This window comes from Arthrobacter sp. P4_F10, from assembly GCF_056401435.1.
The window spans coordinates 195510-210532 of the sequence record NZ_JBFUJJ010000005.1 but is presented as its reverse complement, the minus strand read 5'-3'; the positions used below and the strand labels follow the sequence as shown (position 1 = coordinate 210532).

The 15023-nt window shown below is 67.3% G+C and carries 11 protein-coding genes; 4 read left to right on the top strand and 7 right to left on the bottom strand.

The features are described 5' to 3' along the window. Positions 1-125: 125 nt before the first annotated feature. Complete coding sequence (locus AC1DR1_RS08215) at positions 126-5003, top strand: NAD-glutamate dehydrogenase (protein ID WP_476992428.1); 4878 nt, start codon at positions 126-128, stop codon at positions 5001-5003. Positions 5004-5132: 129 nt separating this feature from the next. Here AC1DR1_RS08215 and AC1DR1_RS08210 read toward each other — a convergent pair whose 3' ends face one another. The 4 genes from AC1DR1_RS08210 to AC1DR1_RS08195 form a co-directional block, all read right to left on the bottom strand. Beyond that, positions 5133-5369, bottom strand: a complete 237-nt coding sequence (locus tag AC1DR1_RS08210; protein ID WP_229994734.1) for a hypothetical protein — start codon at positions 5367-5369, stop codon at positions 5133-5135. Between the two features lie 152 nt (positions 5370-5521). Then, positions 5522-7114: a histidine ammonia-lyase gene (gene hutH, locus AC1DR1_RS08205; RefSeq protein ID WP_229994733.1), complete on the bottom strand. Its 1593-nt coding sequence runs from the start codon at positions 7112-7114 to the stop codon at positions 5522-5524. Positions 7115-7232: 118 nt separating this feature from the next. Then, the gene (hutU, locus tag AC1DR1_RS08200) at positions 7233-8930 is read right to left on the bottom strand and encodes a urocanate hydratase (RefSeq protein WP_229994732.1); all 1698 of its coding nucleotides are present in this window, start codon (positions 8928-8930) and stop codon (positions 7233-7235) included. Between the two features lie 262 nt (positions 8931-9192). After that, a complete protein-coding gene (locus AC1DR1_RS08195; protein ID WP_476992427.1) occupies positions 9193-10125 on the bottom strand; it encodes an IclR family transcriptional regulator in 933 nt (310 codons plus the stop codon). 573 nt (positions 10126-10698) lie between these two features. Here AC1DR1_RS08195 and AC1DR1_RS08190 point away from each other — a divergent pair. The 3 genes from AC1DR1_RS08190 (at position 10699) to AC1DR1_RS08180 (ending at position 13138) form a co-directional block, all read left to right on the top strand. After that, the gene (locus tag AC1DR1_RS08190; RefSeq protein ID WP_229993952.1) at positions 10699-11613 is read left to right on the top strand and encodes an alpha/beta fold hydrolase; all 915 of its coding nucleotides are present in this window, start codon (positions 10699-10701) and stop codon (positions 11611-11613) included. A 63-nt stretch (positions 11614-11676) separates the two neighbouring features. After that, positions 11677-12594 carry an SDR family oxidoreductase gene (locus AC1DR1_RS08185; RefSeq protein WP_229993953.1) on the top strand — a complete coding sequence of 306 codons (918 nt, stop codon included), beginning with the start codon at positions 11677-11679 and terminating at the stop codon, positions 12592-12594. 103 nt (positions 12595-12697) lie between these two features. Next, a complete protein-coding gene (locus AC1DR1_RS08180) occupies positions 12698-13138 on the top strand; it encodes a protein-tyrosine phosphatase family protein (RefSeq protein ID WP_229993954.1) in 441 nt (146 codons plus the stop codon). Between the two features lie 19 nt (positions 13139-13157). Here AC1DR1_RS08180 and AC1DR1_RS08175 read toward each other — a convergent pair whose 3' ends face one another. Genes AC1DR1_RS08175 through AC1DR1_RS08165 form a run of 3 tightly spaced genes read right to left on the bottom strand, consistent with a single transcriptional unit; the run spans position 13158 to position 14781 of the window. After that, positions 13158-14129 carry an NAD(P)-dependent alcohol dehydrogenase gene (locus AC1DR1_RS08175; RefSeq protein ID WP_229993955.1) on the bottom strand — a complete coding sequence of 324 codons (972 nt, stop codon included), beginning with the start codon at positions 14127-14129 and terminating at the stop codon, positions 13158-13160. After that, entirely contained in the window at positions 14126-14359 is a 234-nt protein-coding gene (locus AC1DR1_RS08170; RefSeq protein WP_090579051.1) for a helix-turn-helix transcriptional regulator, read from the bottom strand. The genes AC1DR1_RS08175 and AC1DR1_RS08170 overlap by 4 nt, the downstream gene beginning before the upstream one ends. Continuing rightward, on the bottom strand, positions 14353-14781 hold the full coding sequence (locus AC1DR1_RS08165) for a hypothetical protein (RefSeq protein WP_476992426.1): 429 nt from the start codon (positions 14779-14781) through the stop codon (positions 14353-14355). The genes AC1DR1_RS08170 and AC1DR1_RS08165 overlap by 7 nt, the downstream gene beginning before the upstream one ends. Positions 14782-15023 lie beyond the last annotated feature (242 nt).

The window sequence follows — 15023 nt, the reverse complement described above, 5'->3', positions numbered from 1 at the left end:
GGAGACGGCGCTCCGGCCCCGCAGGGATGGACTGCCCGCCCTGCGCCAGCGATCATGAAAGCAGGCGCGAGGTTTCGGCGACCGCAGCAACACGGCTTCTCCTTGCGCGATGGAGGCGCAGCGCAATGTCCCCAACATCCGGCCCTGCAGATCATGCCCCGGCGGACGCTTCCGCCGGCTCCCCGGACACGTTCCTGACGGACTACTACGAGCATGTGGCCGACGACGACATCCGGAACTACACTGCCGAATCGCTCCGGAGCCGCGCGGAATACCATCGTTCGCTGGCCGCAACCCGGGCCCCGGGCCACGCCGTCATCGGAGTGCTGAGTGAGACGGACGCCAGCGTCGTGGCAATAGTGGCTGAGGACATGCCGTATCTGCTTCCCTCCATCACGGCGGCACTCGCCCGTGACAACGCCGCCATACGCCTGCTGGTCCACCCCACTTTCACCGTTGGCAGGACCCCCGGGACGAACAAGCTCGTGGGCATCCGGCCGGTACCGCTGCGCACTGCTTTGCCGGTGGGCAACGAACCTCCCGCGATGCCGTCGCCGCGTGAATCCACTGGAGATTTGACCTGCACGGAGGCCTGGATCGCCGTCGAAACCGCCAGAGTGCCGGATCAGGCCAGCGCCGATCGGCTCATCCATAATCTCCAAGCGGTCCTGGCCGACGTTCGTGCGGCCGCCGAGGATTCCGCAGCCATCCATCGGCACGTGGCCGCGGAAGTTGCCGCCCTGGATGCCAAAACCGCCGCGGCCAGCGCTGCAGATTCAGTGGTTGCAACAGTGCAGGCAGCCAGGGACTTGCTGCTCTGGCTGGACGAGGGCAACTTCGTGTTTCTCGGATACCGCGGGTATGACATCGCCGACGACGACGGACTGCCGGTCCTCGCGGCACAGCCGGGGTCCGGGCTCGGGCTCCTCCGGCACCGTGAGCAGAGCCGGCCGCTGCGGGGTTCCGCCAGGCCGGGGGCGCGGGGTCCGGCCCCGGCCCTGGCCCTCACGAAAGCAGGTATCCGTTCCACGGTCCTCCGGGACGCCTACTTGGACGAAGTCAGCCTCCTGAGGTTTGACATGGCCGGCAACCCTGCCGGGGAAGTGTGCTTTGTTGGCCTTTTCGCCCCCAGCGCTGCAAACCGGTCCGTACTTCAAATCCCGGTCATCCGGGACAAGGTGTCCACGGTACTGGACCGCTCCGGATTCCCGCCCGGGTCCCATGCCGGCAAGGAAATGTTGGGCGCCATCGAGGCCTATCCGCGTGACGAGCTCTTCCACATCGACGCAAACGATCTGGCCAGCCATGCGCGCGAAATCCTGCGCCTCCAGGAACGCCACAGCACCCGGCTGTTCCTCAGGCCCGATTCCTATGGACGCTTCATGTCCGCCCTGGTTTTCCTTCCCCGCCGCCGCTACAGCACGGCTGTTCGGCTCAACATCGAGCGGGAACTGCGGGAGGGCTTCAACTCGAAAGCCGTCGAGTTCGAAGTCCGTCTCAGCGAGTCGGCCATGGCCAGGGTGTTTTTCCGGATCCTGCTGCCGGGCGGCGGACGGCCCGCCGTCGACGCCTCAGCACTGGAGCTGCGCATCATTGCTGCCACGAGGTCATGGGCGGAGGGCTTGGACGAGGCCCTGCAGCACAAATTCCCCGCCGGCGACGCCGCCCGGCTGTCCATGCAGTGGGCCCAGGCGTTTCCGGCCAGCTACAAGGCCGACTACCAGGCGGAGGATGCCGTCGAGGACATTATCAAATTCGAAAGCCTGGGCGGGCCGGACGGCGGAAACCTCGATGACCCGCTGCTTTCCGTCTACGCACGCCCGGGGACTCCGGTGCTGGCCGAGGACGCCCGGATCCGCCTCTATCTGACACGGCCGAAGAGCCTGACGCAGATTCTGCCGTTCTTCCACAACCTGGGGCTCGAGGTGCTCGACCAACGGCCCTACGACGTCCGGCGTGCCGATGGACACACGTTCTTCCTGTACGACCTCGGGCTCAAATACCCCTCCGGCGTTGACCCCGCGGGCACCAGCGGGCTGCTTGCCGAGTCGTTTTGCGCCGCCATGAGAGGAGACATCGAGTCCGACACCTTCGACGCACTGGTTATCAGGGAAGGAATCGGCTGGCGCCAGACAGCCATCCTGCGCGGCTATGCGAAATACCTGCAGCAGCTCGGAACCACCAACTCCTACGGCTTCATGGCGGACACCCTGCGGACGAATGTCCGGGCCACGCGCGCACTCCTTGCACTGTTCGAGGCAAAGTTCGATCCGGATCTCGACCAGCCAACCCGCCTCGATGGCATGGACTCGGCCAGAAGTGAGCTGACGGCTGCCATCGACGCCGTGCCCGTCCTGGACGCCGACCGTCTGCTGCGGTCCTTCGCGAGTCTTGTCGAGGCGACCCTGCGCACCAATTACTTCCTGAACAAGCCCTACCTCAGCTTCAAGCTCAACCTCTCCGGCGTCCCGGCCGCACCTGCCCCGCGGCCAAAATACGAAATCTGGGTCTATTCGCCCCGGGTTGAGGGGGTGCATCTGCGCTTTGGCGCCCTTGCCCGCGGCGGGCTTCGCTGGTCCGACCGCCGGGAGGACTTCCGGACGGAGATCCTGGGACTCGTCAAAGCGCAGACCGTCAAGAACGCTGTGATCGTGCCAACGGGCGCCAAGGGTGGTTTCTATCCGAAGCAGCTGCCCGACGCCGCCACCGACCGGGCGGCCTGGCTGGCGGAGGGTCAGGAGAGCTACCGGATCTTCATCCGCGGCATGCTGGACATCACCGACAATCTGCTCACATCCCCCGACGGCGCCCACGGGTCCACCGAGCTGGTTGTGCCGCCCGAGCGGGTGGTCCGGCACGATGGCGATGACTACTACCTGGTTGTTGCCGCGGACAAGGGGACGGCCGCGTTCTCGGACATCGCCAATGCCTTGGCTTTGGAGTACGGATTCTGGCTCGGCGACGCCTTCGCCTCGGGCGGCTCGGTGGGCTATGACCACAAGCAGATGGGCATCACGGCACGCGGGGCCTGGGAGTCGGTCCGGCATCATTTCCGCGAACTGCTCATCGATTCCGCGGCCGAGGACTTCACGGTAGTGGGCATTGGCGACATGAGCGGTGACGTGTTCGGCAACGGCATGCTGCTGTCCCGCCACATCCTGCTAGTGGCGGCGTTCGACCACCGGCACATCTTCCTCGATCCAACCCCCGATCCGGCCGCCTCCTATGCGGAGCGGCAGCGGCTGTTCGGGCTTTCCCGTTCCTCCTGGGCCGACTACGACGTCTCGAAAATCAGCGCGGGCGGCGGCGTGTTCTCCCGGCTGGAAAAGTCGATCGAGATCACCGAAGCGGTGCGCCTTGCCCTGGGGCTGGAGCCGGGAACGACGGCGATGAGCCCACCGGAGCTGCTCAAGGCCGTCCTCCTGGCACCTGTGGACCTGCTCTACAACGGCGGCATCGGCACGTACGTCAAGGCCTCCACCGAGACCCACGCGGACGTGGGAGACAAGGCCAACGATCCCATCCGTGTCAACGCCGTCCAGCTGAGGACCAGGATCATCGCCGAGGGCGGCAACCTTGGCATCACCCAGCGGGGCAGAGTGGAAGCGGCGCTGGGCGGGGTCCTGCTGAACACCGATGCGATCGACAACTCCGCCGGCGTGGACTGTTCGGACCACGAAGTGAACATCAAGATCTTCCTCGACCGGATGATCGCCGCGGGAAGGATGTCCTCGGAGGAAAGGACAGGCTTCCTGCACTCCCTGCAGGAGGAAGTCGGACGCTTGGTCCTGAAAACCAATGTGGACCAGAACGTGCTCCTCCTCAACGACCGCCAACTGGTGGGTCAATGGAGCCCGAGCTTCGAGCGCACCATGGACTGGCTGGAGACCGTGACGGACCTGGACAGGAACCTTGAATGCCTGCCCAGCACAGAGCAACTGCACGCCCGCCTGCAGACCGGCGCCGGCCTGACATCTCCGGAGCTTTCCGTGCTGGCCGCGTATGCCAAGATCGAGCTGGCAAGGGAACTCACAATCAGCGGACTCGCCGATGACCCTTGGTTCGCCCGGACGGTACGCGGCTACTTTCCGCGCCAGCTGGCGGAGCGGTTCGGGGAGGAGCTGTCCACGCATCCGCTGCGGCGGCAGATCGTGGCCACTGTTATTGCCAACGACATGATCAACCTGGGGGGCATCGCCTTCGCCTTCAGGGCCATGGAGGAGACCACGGTATCGGCGGCCGCCGTGGCCCGCGGCTTCGTGGTCATGCGCAAGATTTGGGACTTTGGCTCCATCACCCAAGCCCTCGCACAGCTGCCGGCAAGCATCCCCGGCGAGCACGGGTGTGCGGTGGCACTCGACATGCGCCGCCTGCTGGACCGCTCGACCCGGTGGTATGTCACCCACGATTTCCGGGACAAGCCAATCGCCGATGCATTGGCCCGGCTCGAGCCCCCCATGTCGCTTCTGCGCCCAAAGTTCGGCAGCTACCTTCACGGCGTGAATCTGCAGCATGCGCTGATCCGGCTGGCCCACACCGACGCCGTCGGCCTGCCCCATGAACTGGGCGTGCGCGCCTCCGAGATCCTGGTCAGCTACGGTCTTCTAGACATCTCCGCCATATCCGAAGAGCTCCAAGAGCCGGTGGACACCGTGGCCGAAGTGTACTTTGCCGTCTTCGAGCGGATCTCGGCGGTCCCCATTCTTGAACACATCACGGCGCTGCCGCGGGAAACGCACTGGGAGGCCCTCGCACGGGCGGCGCTTAGGGACGACGTGTATTTGGTCCTTGCCGGCATGACGAAGGCTGTTGTGAGGAATACGCCACGCCCCTCCGCCCCCGGAGGCGATCCGGTCGAGCGCATCGTCGCCTGGGAACGCGAAAACATCGAACAACTCGGCAGGATCCAGGAAACCATCCAGGAGGCCATCAAGCCGGGCCCGGTGGACATCGCAGCATTATCCGTTGCGGTCAAGCTGTTGCGGGCCGTGGTCAGCCGCTAGGTAGCACCGCCCCGTTTCCGGTCTCCCCAAGTCCGTCCGCCACAGACAAAAACCGGGGCCCGTTCGCGACACCGCACCACCATGGTGCGGAACGGCGAACGAACCCCGGTTCCTGTTGAAGTGTTGAAGCTACGCCCGGCGCACCTGCACGCCGTCGGACTGCAGGAAAAGCTCCGTCTCGGACGGCCCGGCGGGGACCAACCAGAGCACATTTCCGCTCAGTGAGACTTCTTCGACCTCACCGGCTGCAATGACCTGTGCGTGCTTGACGATTTCGACGCGTTCGCCGACCCGGAGGCCGCTCCAGTCGGAAACCGTAGCTGCGGATGCAAGGCGCCTGGACAGTACCGTGCCGCGTGCTTTCATAGAACTCTTACCCCTTTGTATGTGTTCTTTGCCACAACTTCATTGGTGTGACTTTCCATTTGTACTACAGTTCCCGGGTCCCCGCCTTCCGTGTCGGCCAAAGATTTCGGGGACGCCGGGAATTGTTCAGCCGCCGTGCACTTTATTTCTCTTCAGGCGAGAGTTCCGACGGCGGATTCGGCCGCCGCCCGGACCTTGCCCGACGCCACCAGGACGTCCGCCGCTTCAAGCTCCGGGGACAGGAACCTGTCCGTGCCCGGACCGTCGACGACGTCGCGCAGCGCAGCGATCACGGCCGCGCCCGCAGGACCCGGAGTGAGTTCGCCGCCGGAGAGCTGGGTACGGATGTCCAGGGCACGGGCCGAGGTCACCAGTTCGATCGCCAGGACGCGGCGCAGGTTCTCGACCGCGCGGCGGAGCTTGCGGGCCGCGTGCCAGCCCATGGAAACGTGGTCCTCCTGCATCGCCGAGCTCGGGATCGAGTCCACCGACGCCGGGACGGCCAGCCGCTTGTTGTCCGAAACCAGCCCGGCCTGCGTGTACTGGGCGATCATGAGGCCCGAGTCGACGCCGGGGTCCGAGGCCAGGAAGGCCGGCAGCCCGTGCGAGCGGGCCGGGTCCAGCATCCGGTCGGTCCGGCGCTCGGCGATGGAGCTCAGGTCCGCAACGGCGATCGCGAGGAAGTCCAGCACATAGGCCACCGGGGCGCCGTGGAAGTTTCCGTTGGAGCTGACCCGGCCGTCGGGCAGGACCACCGGGTTGTCGATCGCGGCGGCCAGTTCGCGGGAGGCGACCAGGGCGGCGTGATCAACGGTGTCGCGGACAGCACCGGCCACCTGGGGTGCGCAGCGCAGCGAGTATGCGTCCTGGACCTTGGTGTCGTTGATCCGGTGCGAGGCCACGATCGGCGAGTTGGACAGCACGCGGAGCATGTTGTCGGCGGCGGCGGCCTGGCCCGGGTGCGGGCGCAGCGCTGCGTGCAGCTCGGGCAGGAACACCTGGTCGGTGCCGAGCAGCGCCTCGACGCTGAGCGCCGCGGTGATGTCCGCCGTCGTGAGCAGTTGGCGGATGTCCGCGATGGCCATCAGCAGCATGCCGAGCATGCCCTCGGTGCCGTTGACGAGGGCCAGGCCCTCCTTTTCGGCGAGCGTGACAGGTTCGATCCCGTGTTCGGCGAGGAGCTCCGCGACGGTGCGGCCGCCCTTGGTGCCATAGAGCTCGCCGTCGGGGCCGGTCGCTTCGCCTTCGCCCATCAGGACCAGGGCACAGTGGGACAGCGGCGCGAGATCACCCGAGCAGCCGAGGGAACCGAATTCGCGGACCACCGGGGTGATGCCGGCGTTGAGCACGTCCACCATGGTCTGCAGCACCACCGGGCGGACACCGGTCCGGCCGGAGGCCAGGGTCTTGGCGCGCAGGAACATGATGCCGCGGACCACTTCGCGTTCCACGGCCGGGCCCATGCCGGCGGCGTGGCTGCGGATCAGCGATTTCTGCAGCTGGGTGCGCAGCTCGTTGGGGATGTGCCGGTTGGCCAGCGCCCCGAAGCCGGTGGAGATGCCGTAAGCGGGGACCTCGCTGTGGGCGAGGTCGTCGATGTGGGCGCGGACCTTGGCGACGGCGTCGAGGGCGTCCTGGGCGATGGTCACGTGGGCGTCGTGGCGGGCGACGGCTACGACGTCCTCGGGGGTCACGCCGCTGGAGCCGAGCGTGACGGTGAGCGGTGAGTGGGTGGTGATGGTCATTGAAATCTACCTTGGTCTAATTGTTGGTCCGGCGTCCCCGTCGATTGCTCCGTTGCGGCCCTTTTCAAGGTTCAAAACGGCGTTTTCGGAGCAATCGACGAGGTTTTCGCGGGCTTGGTTAGCGGGACTCTGACATGGGGATGCGGACGCCGCGTTCCTTGGCGACCTCGACGGCGCGGTCGTAGCCGGCGTCGGCGTGGCGGATGACGCCCATGCCGGGGTCGTTGGTCAGGAGGCGTTCGAGTTTCTCCGCCGCGAGGTCGGTGCCGTCGGCGACGGAGACCTGGCCGGCGTGGATGGAGCGGCCGATCCCGACGCCGCCGCCGTGGTGGAGGGAAACCCAGGTGGCGCCGGAGGCGGTGTTGAGCAGGGCGTTGAGCAGCGGCCAGTCGGCGATCGCGTCGGAGCCGTCGGCCATGGCCTCGGTTTCGCGGTACGGGGACGCGACGGAGCCGGAGTCGAGGTGGTCGCGGCCGATCACGATGGGCGCCTTGACCTTGCCCTCCTTGACGAGCTGGTTGAACAGCAGGCCGGCCTTGGCGCGTTCGCCGTAGCCGAGCCAGCAGATGCGGGCCGGCAGGCCCTCGAACTCGACCCGTTCGGCGGCGGCGTCGATCCAGCGGTGCAGGTGCTTGTTCTCGGGGAAGAGCTCCTTGATGGCCTTGTCCGTGACCGCGATGTCCTCAGGATCGCCGGAGAGGGCAACCCAGCGGAACGGGCCCAGGCCCTCGCAGAACAGCGGGCGGATGTAGGCCGGGACGAAGCCGGGGAATTCGAAGGCGCGGCTGTAGCCGCCCTTGCGGGCCTCGTCACGGATGGAGTTGCCGTAGTCGAAGACCTCGGCGCCGGCGTCCTGGAACTCGACCATGGCCTGGACGTGCTTGGCCATCGAGGCCTGGGCCTTCTTGGTGAAGCCTTCCGGATCGGCGGCGGCCTCGCGGTGCCACTCCTCAACCGTGATGCCCTCGGGCAGGTAGCTCAGGGGGTCGTGCGCGGAGGTCTGGTCCGTGACGATGTCCACGGTGAGCTCGCCGGCGTTGTGGCGGCGCAGGATCTCGGGGAAGACTTCGGCGGCGTTGCCGACGTAGCCCACTGACCAGCCGCGGCGCTCTTCCTTGGCTGCCAGGACCTTGGCGATCGCAGCGTCGAGGTCCGTTTCGACCTCGTCGAGGTAGCGCTTGCCGGCCCGACGGCGCAGGCGGGTCTCGTCGACGTCGACGATCAGGCAGGCGCCGTCGTTCAGGGTGACGGCGAGCGGCTGGGCGCCGCCCATGCCGCCGCAGCCGCCGGTGAGGGTCAGGGTGCCGGCGAGGGTGCCGTTTTCGTCACCGGTGAGCTTGCGGGCGATCGCGGCGAAGGTCTCGAAGGTGCCCTGCAGGATGCCCTGGGTGCCGATGTAGATCCAGGACCCGGCGGTCATCTGGCCGTACATCATCAGGCCCTCGGCCTCGAGCCGGCGGAATTCGGGCCAGTTCGCCCAGTCGCCGACGAGGTTGGAGTTGGCCAGCAGCACGCGCGGGGCCCATTCGTTGGTGCGGAAGACGCCGACCGGCTTGCCGGACTGGACCAGCAGGGTCTCGTCCTTCTCCATGGTTTCCAGGGTCCGGGTGATGGCGTCGAATGCGGCCCAGCTGCGGACGGCACGGCCGGTGCCGCCGTAGACCACCAGGTCATCGGGGCGCTCGGCGACCTCGGGGTCGAGGTTGTTCATGAGCATGCGCAGCGGGGCTTCCGTCTGCCAGCTCTTGGCGGTGAGCTCGGTGCCGCGGGCTGCTTTGACCGGGCGGGCACCGGTGGTGAAATCGGCGGGTGCCATGAGGATCTCCTTTGTGGCTGGATGTGTTGCTGGATGGTGTCTGTACTGGATGGTGTCTGTGCTGGGGCGAAATCGGGAGGAATGAGGTTCTGTATCAACTAAAGCCCCTTCACGGCCGTGGAAACAGGCCCATCGCGGGGGTGCTGTCCGGGATTCCAGACCCTTCCCCTCCCCCGTTGCGCTATCAGTTCCGGTTGCCAAAACGGGCGAATGGGAGCCGTAAGTGATAGCGCAACCGGGAGGAGGGGCGGGTGGGGGTGGGTCAGGCGGGGCGGCCGTGGATCCGGACCGAGAGCTCGTCGGCGACCTTCTGGACCCGGGCGGCCAGGACCGGCCACTGGTCCGCGGGCAGCTTGTCCTCGAGGAAGGTCACGGCGACGGCGGCGGTGGGCCACCCCACGTGGTCGGTCACGGCGGCGGCGATCGAGCCGAAACCGGGGGTCACCTCGCCGTGTTCGGTGGCGTAGCCGCGCTGCCGGACCTGGTCCAGATGGGAGGACAGCGCGGAGTACTTCATGATGGGCGATTCGGTTTCGTGCCGGGCAGTGAAGGCGGCAGCGTTCGGGTACAGCGCCCGCACCTGGGACTTCGGCAGCGCGGCAAGAATCGCGCGGCCGCTCGCGGTGAGGTGGCTGGGCAGCCGGACCCCGACGTCGGTCACCAAAGACGGCCGGTTCTTGGCCCGCTCTTCCACGATGTAGAGCACGTCGCGGCCGTGCAGCACAGCCAGATGCGCGCTTTCGCCAATCACGTCCACGAGCGAGGCGAGCATCGGCCGGCCCAGCCGGGACAGCGGCTCCTGCCGCGAATAGGCCGAGCTGAGTTCGAAGGCGCTGATGCCCAGGCCGTAGCGCTGCTCCTCATGCAGATGGAGCACGAAGCCGTTCGCTTCCATCACTCCGAGCAGGTGGTAGACGCTGGAGCGCGGCAGCCCCAGCGCGGTGGCAATGTTCGACGCCGCCATCGGTCCGCGCCGGGAGGCCAGCAGCTTGAGGATGCGCAGGGTGTTCTCGGCGGCAGGGACTTTCGACGTCGCCCTGGTGCCGGCGGCTCGGCGGACCGGGGCGGGAGCCGGTGCCGGCTTGGCCGCCGCGGCGCCGGGCGCGGCAGCGGCAGCGGCAGCGGGAGCGGCAGCGGCAGCGGGCGAATCCGATGCCGCGGGTTGGTGGGTCAGGGTGGTGCTGCTGGCTGGCATGGGTCCTCTTCAAGATCGGGCGGTGTCCGGTATCCCGTACTTAAGAATGCCCCCGCCGGGCGGGTTGCGGTAGGCCATTCAGCCCCACCGGTGTCTGGAATTCCGGACACCTGCAAGGCCGACGTCGGACTTCTCCTAGGGCGACTTCCGAGGCAAGGCAGCAAGCCGCGCGTGCCTGTGGCTGGCGCAGGGGCTTTCAGTCAAATGACAGTGGGGCAATAAATCCAAACAAGTCTCCCCCGGGTGTTCCTTTTGGCCCTTCCCCCGAGCCAAAACACCGGATTACCGTTGAGTCGGCACCACGGCCCGCGGAACCACGGGCGTCAGGGCCGGGATCAGGCGAACAGGCATCGAGGGACTATCGGCGATGGGCTTCACGCAGCGGGTTGAGGACACTGGCGGCGACGACGTCGCGACCGCAGGAGGCAGGGGCGCCAACCTGGGAGAGCTCACCCGTGCAGGCTTCCCCGTCCCGCCCGGATTCGTCATCCTCACTGGCAGCGGCCGGTCCGGTACCTCTACGGCTCCGAATCAGTCTCAGCGACGTTTAGAGACTAGGACCAGGAAGTGACTATGAGTGTTCAACACGAATCCGGCCGCAATGGAGCGGCCACGCTGCGGCGGCACGTCCTTCCGACGGAACTGGGCTCCTGCACGGTGCGGGTCCAGCAGGGCACCGGAAGCCGGTGTCCCGCGCCCGGCACAGCGGATGTCTACCTTCACGGCGCCGCGGGATCCTGGACTTCCTTCCCGCCGTTATTATCCGCGGCGCCAGCCCATGACCGTGTGCTGATTGATCTGCCGGGCTGGGGCGAATCCACGAAGGGTGCCCGGCTGGAGCATTTCAGCATCGAGGCGATGGCACAGGTTGTCACCGAAGTTTTGAACTCGCTCGGCTACCGGCGGTGGAACCTGGTGGGCCACTCCATGGGAGGCTTCCTGGCATTGCACATTGCCGCGGCCTGGCCGGAGAGGACGGCCAGCGTCGCCACCATTTCGGCCACTACATTCGGCGTGTCCGAGGCGGCCCGGCGGCCTCTGCACAGCCTTTCAAGCTTCCCGACGTTTGTCGGCCTGCTGCTGCTCATGCGCTCCATGGCGGCCCTGGGCCCGGCGGGGCCGGCGCTGGTCCGTGCAGTCGGCAGCACACCCGTGACGGGACTGGTATTGTCCCCCTTCTTCGCAGAACCCGCAACCATCCCGGCGGGCGTGCTTCGCGGGCTCGGCGACGACGCCCGGCCGGCCAGCTTCTCCGCAGCAGTCCGGGCCGCGGCGCACTACGACTTTGGCCAGTGGCGCGGCATCAGCTGCCCGGTACTCGCGACGCGCGGGGACAGCGATTTGTTCACGCCTCCTTCTGACCTGAACCGGCTGGCCGAAATAGTCCCGCACGCCCAGCTCGTCACGATCCCGCGTTGCGGACACTTCGCCAATATCGAGCGGCCCGAGTACCTGCAACGGCTGCTCGATGACCTGCGGTCGCCATGAAGTGTCCGCTAAAGATGAATGCCCTGGGCCCGGGAGGGTTCCGCGGAGGAAGGTAGCGAAGGCATGGTTGCAGCGTTGTCGGGCAAGGTCGCCTTGGTAGCAGGGGCCACGCGCGGCGCGGGCCGCGGCACCGCCGTCGCCCTCGGCGAGGCGGAAGCGGTGGTGTACTGCACCGGCCGCACGACCTCCAGCCACCGCTCCGACTACAACCGGCCCGAGACGATCGATGAGACGGCCGGCCTCGTCAGCGCCGCGGGCGGCACCGGGATCGCCGTCGCGGTCGACCATCTCGTACCGTCCGAGGTCGAAGCCCTGGTCCAAAGGATCGACGAGGAACAAGGCCGGCTGGATATCCTGGTCAACGACATCTGGGGTGGCGAGGACTTCATTGAATGGAACACGCCGCTCTGGGCGCACAATCTGGACGCCGGGCTGCAGATGCTCCACCTTGGCCTCGACACCCACCTCATCACCAGCCACTTCGCGCTCCCGCTGCTCGCCCGCCGCCCCGGCGGCCTGGTGGTGGAGATGACCGACGGCACCGGCGAGTACAACGCGCGGCACTACCGGGTGTCGGTGTTTTACGATCTCGTCAAGACCGCGGTGCTCCGCCTGGCGTTCAGCCAGGCCGAGGAGCTGAAGTTGTCCGGGTGCACGGCGCTGGCACTGACGCCCGGCTGGATGCGCTCCGAGATGATGCTCGAACACTTCGGCGTCACCGAGGCGAACTGGCGGGAAGCCGCCAGCACGCAACCGCATTTTGCCGCGATCTCGGAAAGCCCGCTGTTCGTCGGGCGCGCGGTCGCGGCCCTGGCGGCGGACCCCAACGTGCTCAGCCGCACGGGCGGCTCATATTCCTCCGGAGCGCTGGCGCGCGAGTACGGTTTCACCGACACCGACGGCTCGCAGCCGGACTGCTGGAGATACCTCGTCGAAGTCCAGGAAGCGGGACTCGACGCCGATGCCGCCGGCTACCGCTGACCGCTGAGTCCTGGCCCACACCCTCGTGCGCCGGCGGCAGCCAGCCCGGGCACAGCGCGGGCGGACAAGGCCCCACCCCGGCGGAAGGACTACGATCTGGAACATGAAGCAGACGTGGGAACCATCCCAGGACGGCGTCCTGGTTCTTCCGTCCGGCCGAAGCGTCCGCGGCCGGGGACTGCACTACGCGCTGCCCGAGGGCCCGCTGCCTGATTTCGGCCTCTACCTGCTGGGCAAACAGCCGCCCCGGGTGGAGTGGGAGTCCAGATGGTTGCTGTGGCCCGACCTGCGGCTGCCGGCCGACGAGCATGACGCCTTCGACGCATTCCGCGAGGCCTGGCGCCGGGCGGCGGCCGAGCGGGTTGAAGTGGCCTGCTGGCGCGGCATCGGCAGGACCGGAACCGCACTGGCCTGCATCGCCATCCTGGACGGAGTCCCGCCCGCCCAGGCGGTGTCCTACGTCAGGCGCAAGTACCGGCGTCGGACGGTGGAGACTCCGGGGCAGCGGCGGTACGTCGCCCGCTTTCACGCGGACACGCCGTAGGCCGGCTCAGTAGGCCAGGTCAAACAGTGACGACGGCCTTGCCGCGGAGGTGGCCATCGCGCAGGTCCCGGATTGCCGCCGGAGCGTCCGCCAGGGCATAGCACTTGCCGATAACCGGGGTCACCGCGCCCGCCTCGATGAGCCCGGTCAGGAACCGGAGGTCCTCCGCGCGCTCTGCGGACATGACGCCCGTGAGCCGCTGGCCGACAAACACGGAGAGCAGAGCCGCGCCGAGCGAGCGTCCAATGCCTCCGGCCAGCCGCCCTCCGCCTTCCCCGCCGACGATCGCGAGCGTTCCCTTCGGCTTGAGCGCCCGCCGGAGGACGGCGACCGGGCGGTTGCCGGCGGTGTCGACAATGAGGTCGAACTGCCTGGCCCCGTCCGCGAAGTCGTCATGTTTGTAGTCGATGACATGGTCCGCGCCGATCGAGCGGACCAGATCGGTTTTCGCAGTACTGCACACCCCCGTCACCTGCGCCCCGAACGCCTTGGCGAGCTGCACCGCATACGCGCCGACACCGCCGGCCGCGCCGATGACGAGGACCTCCTGCCCGGCCTGGACCCTGCCGGCGTCCCGGAGCGCCTGGAGGGCCGTGACGGCGGAGATCGGGACGGCGGCGGCCTGCTCGAAGCTGAGGTTCTTGGGCTTCAGCGCGAGCCGGGCTTCCTTTGCGCACGCGTATTCGGCGAAGGATCCCTCGCAGGTGCCGTACACCTCATCCCCCGCGCGAAAGCCGACGACGTTCCGGCCGACAGCCTCCACCTGGCCCGCCACGGCCCGGCCCCGGATGCGGGTCTTCGGTTTCCTCAGCCCGTAGCCGACCGCACGGGTCAGGTACGGAAGCCCCGTCATGAGGTGCCAGACGCCCTGGTCGACGCCGGCGGCCCGTACCCGGATCAGCACGTCGTCATCGCCGGGCACGGGGGCTTCGGTCTCGCGCAGTTCCAGCACTTCAACGGAACCGTAAACATCCTGAACGATCGCTTTCATGGTGTTTCTCCTTCAAAGTCGGGGTATTGGAAGACGTCATCGAGCGGAACTTTGAGAACGTGGGCGATCTGGAACGCCAGTTCAAGCGACGGCGAGTAGCGGCCTTGTTCAATCGCGATGACCGTCTGGCGGGTCACACCGATACGTTCGGCGAGCTCCGCCTGGGTCAGCTCGCCGCTTTCGAAGCGCAGGCGCCGGATGGAGTTGGTGACCCGGGTCGGCTTCACCACGGCTGGAAGCCCTTGCGGTAGGCGACCACCTTGGCCACGGATCCCAGGATTGCCGAAAGGACGAAGGCCAGGTAGATGACGTTGGCGATCCAGAAGTGGTCGAGCTCGGCCATGGCCAGGAGGAGCGCCGTCACGGCCCCGACGACGAGGAAGGACTGGCCGATGTACTCGCCGAAGCGGTAGATCTCCTTGTCCCGCTGGTCTTTCATGCCGGCGTCCTTGGCGGACAGGGCCCGGATCACCAGGTGGAGCACGATCGAGAGGCCGATCGAAGCGCCGACCGTCCACAGCAGCGGCGCCACGTACGGCACTTCTGTGAGCGGCATAGTGCCGGCCAGACCAAAAACGACGGCGAGGTACGCGGTGTAGGTTGCGGCCGCAAGCACCCCCATGATCCAGGCGCTCTTCTCTTCAAATGACATCTGCCGCTCCCGCGCAACCAAATCGATGTAAAACAAACCTGACATCCCAAAAGTAAAGAAAACCTGACATGGTGTCAAGAGTTTTCGACTCGCTTTAGGTTTGGGTCCGACGGCGGCGGCGACCGTGCCGCCCGCGATCCGACCGCGCTTGGTCCCCGCGCGGAGTTTCCCCACCTTTGCCACCACGACGCCGGCACGCGCCGCCATCGCGGGACCACACGCCGCAAGGCCCCGCCAAAGGT

Excerpts from the sequence above, each read along its gene's own strand:
- AC1DR1_RS08215 (WP_476992428.1), top strand. The coding sequence starts at position 126 with ATGTCCCCAACATCCGGCCCTGCAGATCATGCCCCGGCGGACGCTTCC.
- AC1DR1_RS08210 (WP_229994734.1), bottom strand. The coding sequence starts at position 5,369 with ATGAAAGCACGCGGCACGGTACTGTCCAGGCGCCTTGCATCCGCAGCT.
- hutH (WP_229994733.1), bottom strand. The coding sequence starts at position 7,114 with ATGACCATCACCACCCACTCACCGCTCACCGTCACGCTCGGCTCCAGC.
- hutU (WP_229994732.1), bottom strand. The coding sequence starts at position 8,930 with ATGGCACCCGCCGATTTCACCACCGGTGCCCGCCCGGTCAAAGCAGCC.
- AC1DR1_RS08195 (WP_476992427.1), bottom strand. The coding sequence starts at position 10,125 with ATGCCAGCCAGCAGCACCACCCTGACCCACCAACCCGCGGCATCGGAT.
- AC1DR1_RS08190 (WP_229993952.1), top strand. The coding sequence starts at position 10,699 with ATGAGTGTTCAACACGAATCCGGCCGCAATGGAGCGGCCACGCTGCGG.
- AC1DR1_RS08185 (WP_229993953.1), top strand. The coding sequence starts at position 11,677 with ATGGTTGCAGCGTTGTCGGGCAAGGTCGCCTTGGTAGCAGGGGCCACG.
- AC1DR1_RS08180 (WP_229993954.1), top strand. The coding sequence starts at position 12,698 with ATGAAGCAGACGTGGGAACCATCCCAGGACGGCGTCCTGGTTCTTCCG.
- AC1DR1_RS08175 (WP_229993955.1), bottom strand. The coding sequence starts at position 14,129 with ATGAAAGCGATCGTTCAGGATGTTTACGGTTCCGTTGAAGTGCTGGAA.
- AC1DR1_RS08165 (WP_476992426.1), bottom strand. The coding sequence starts at position 14,781 with ATGTCATTTGAAGAGAAGAGCGCCTGGATCATGGGGGTGCTTGCGGCC.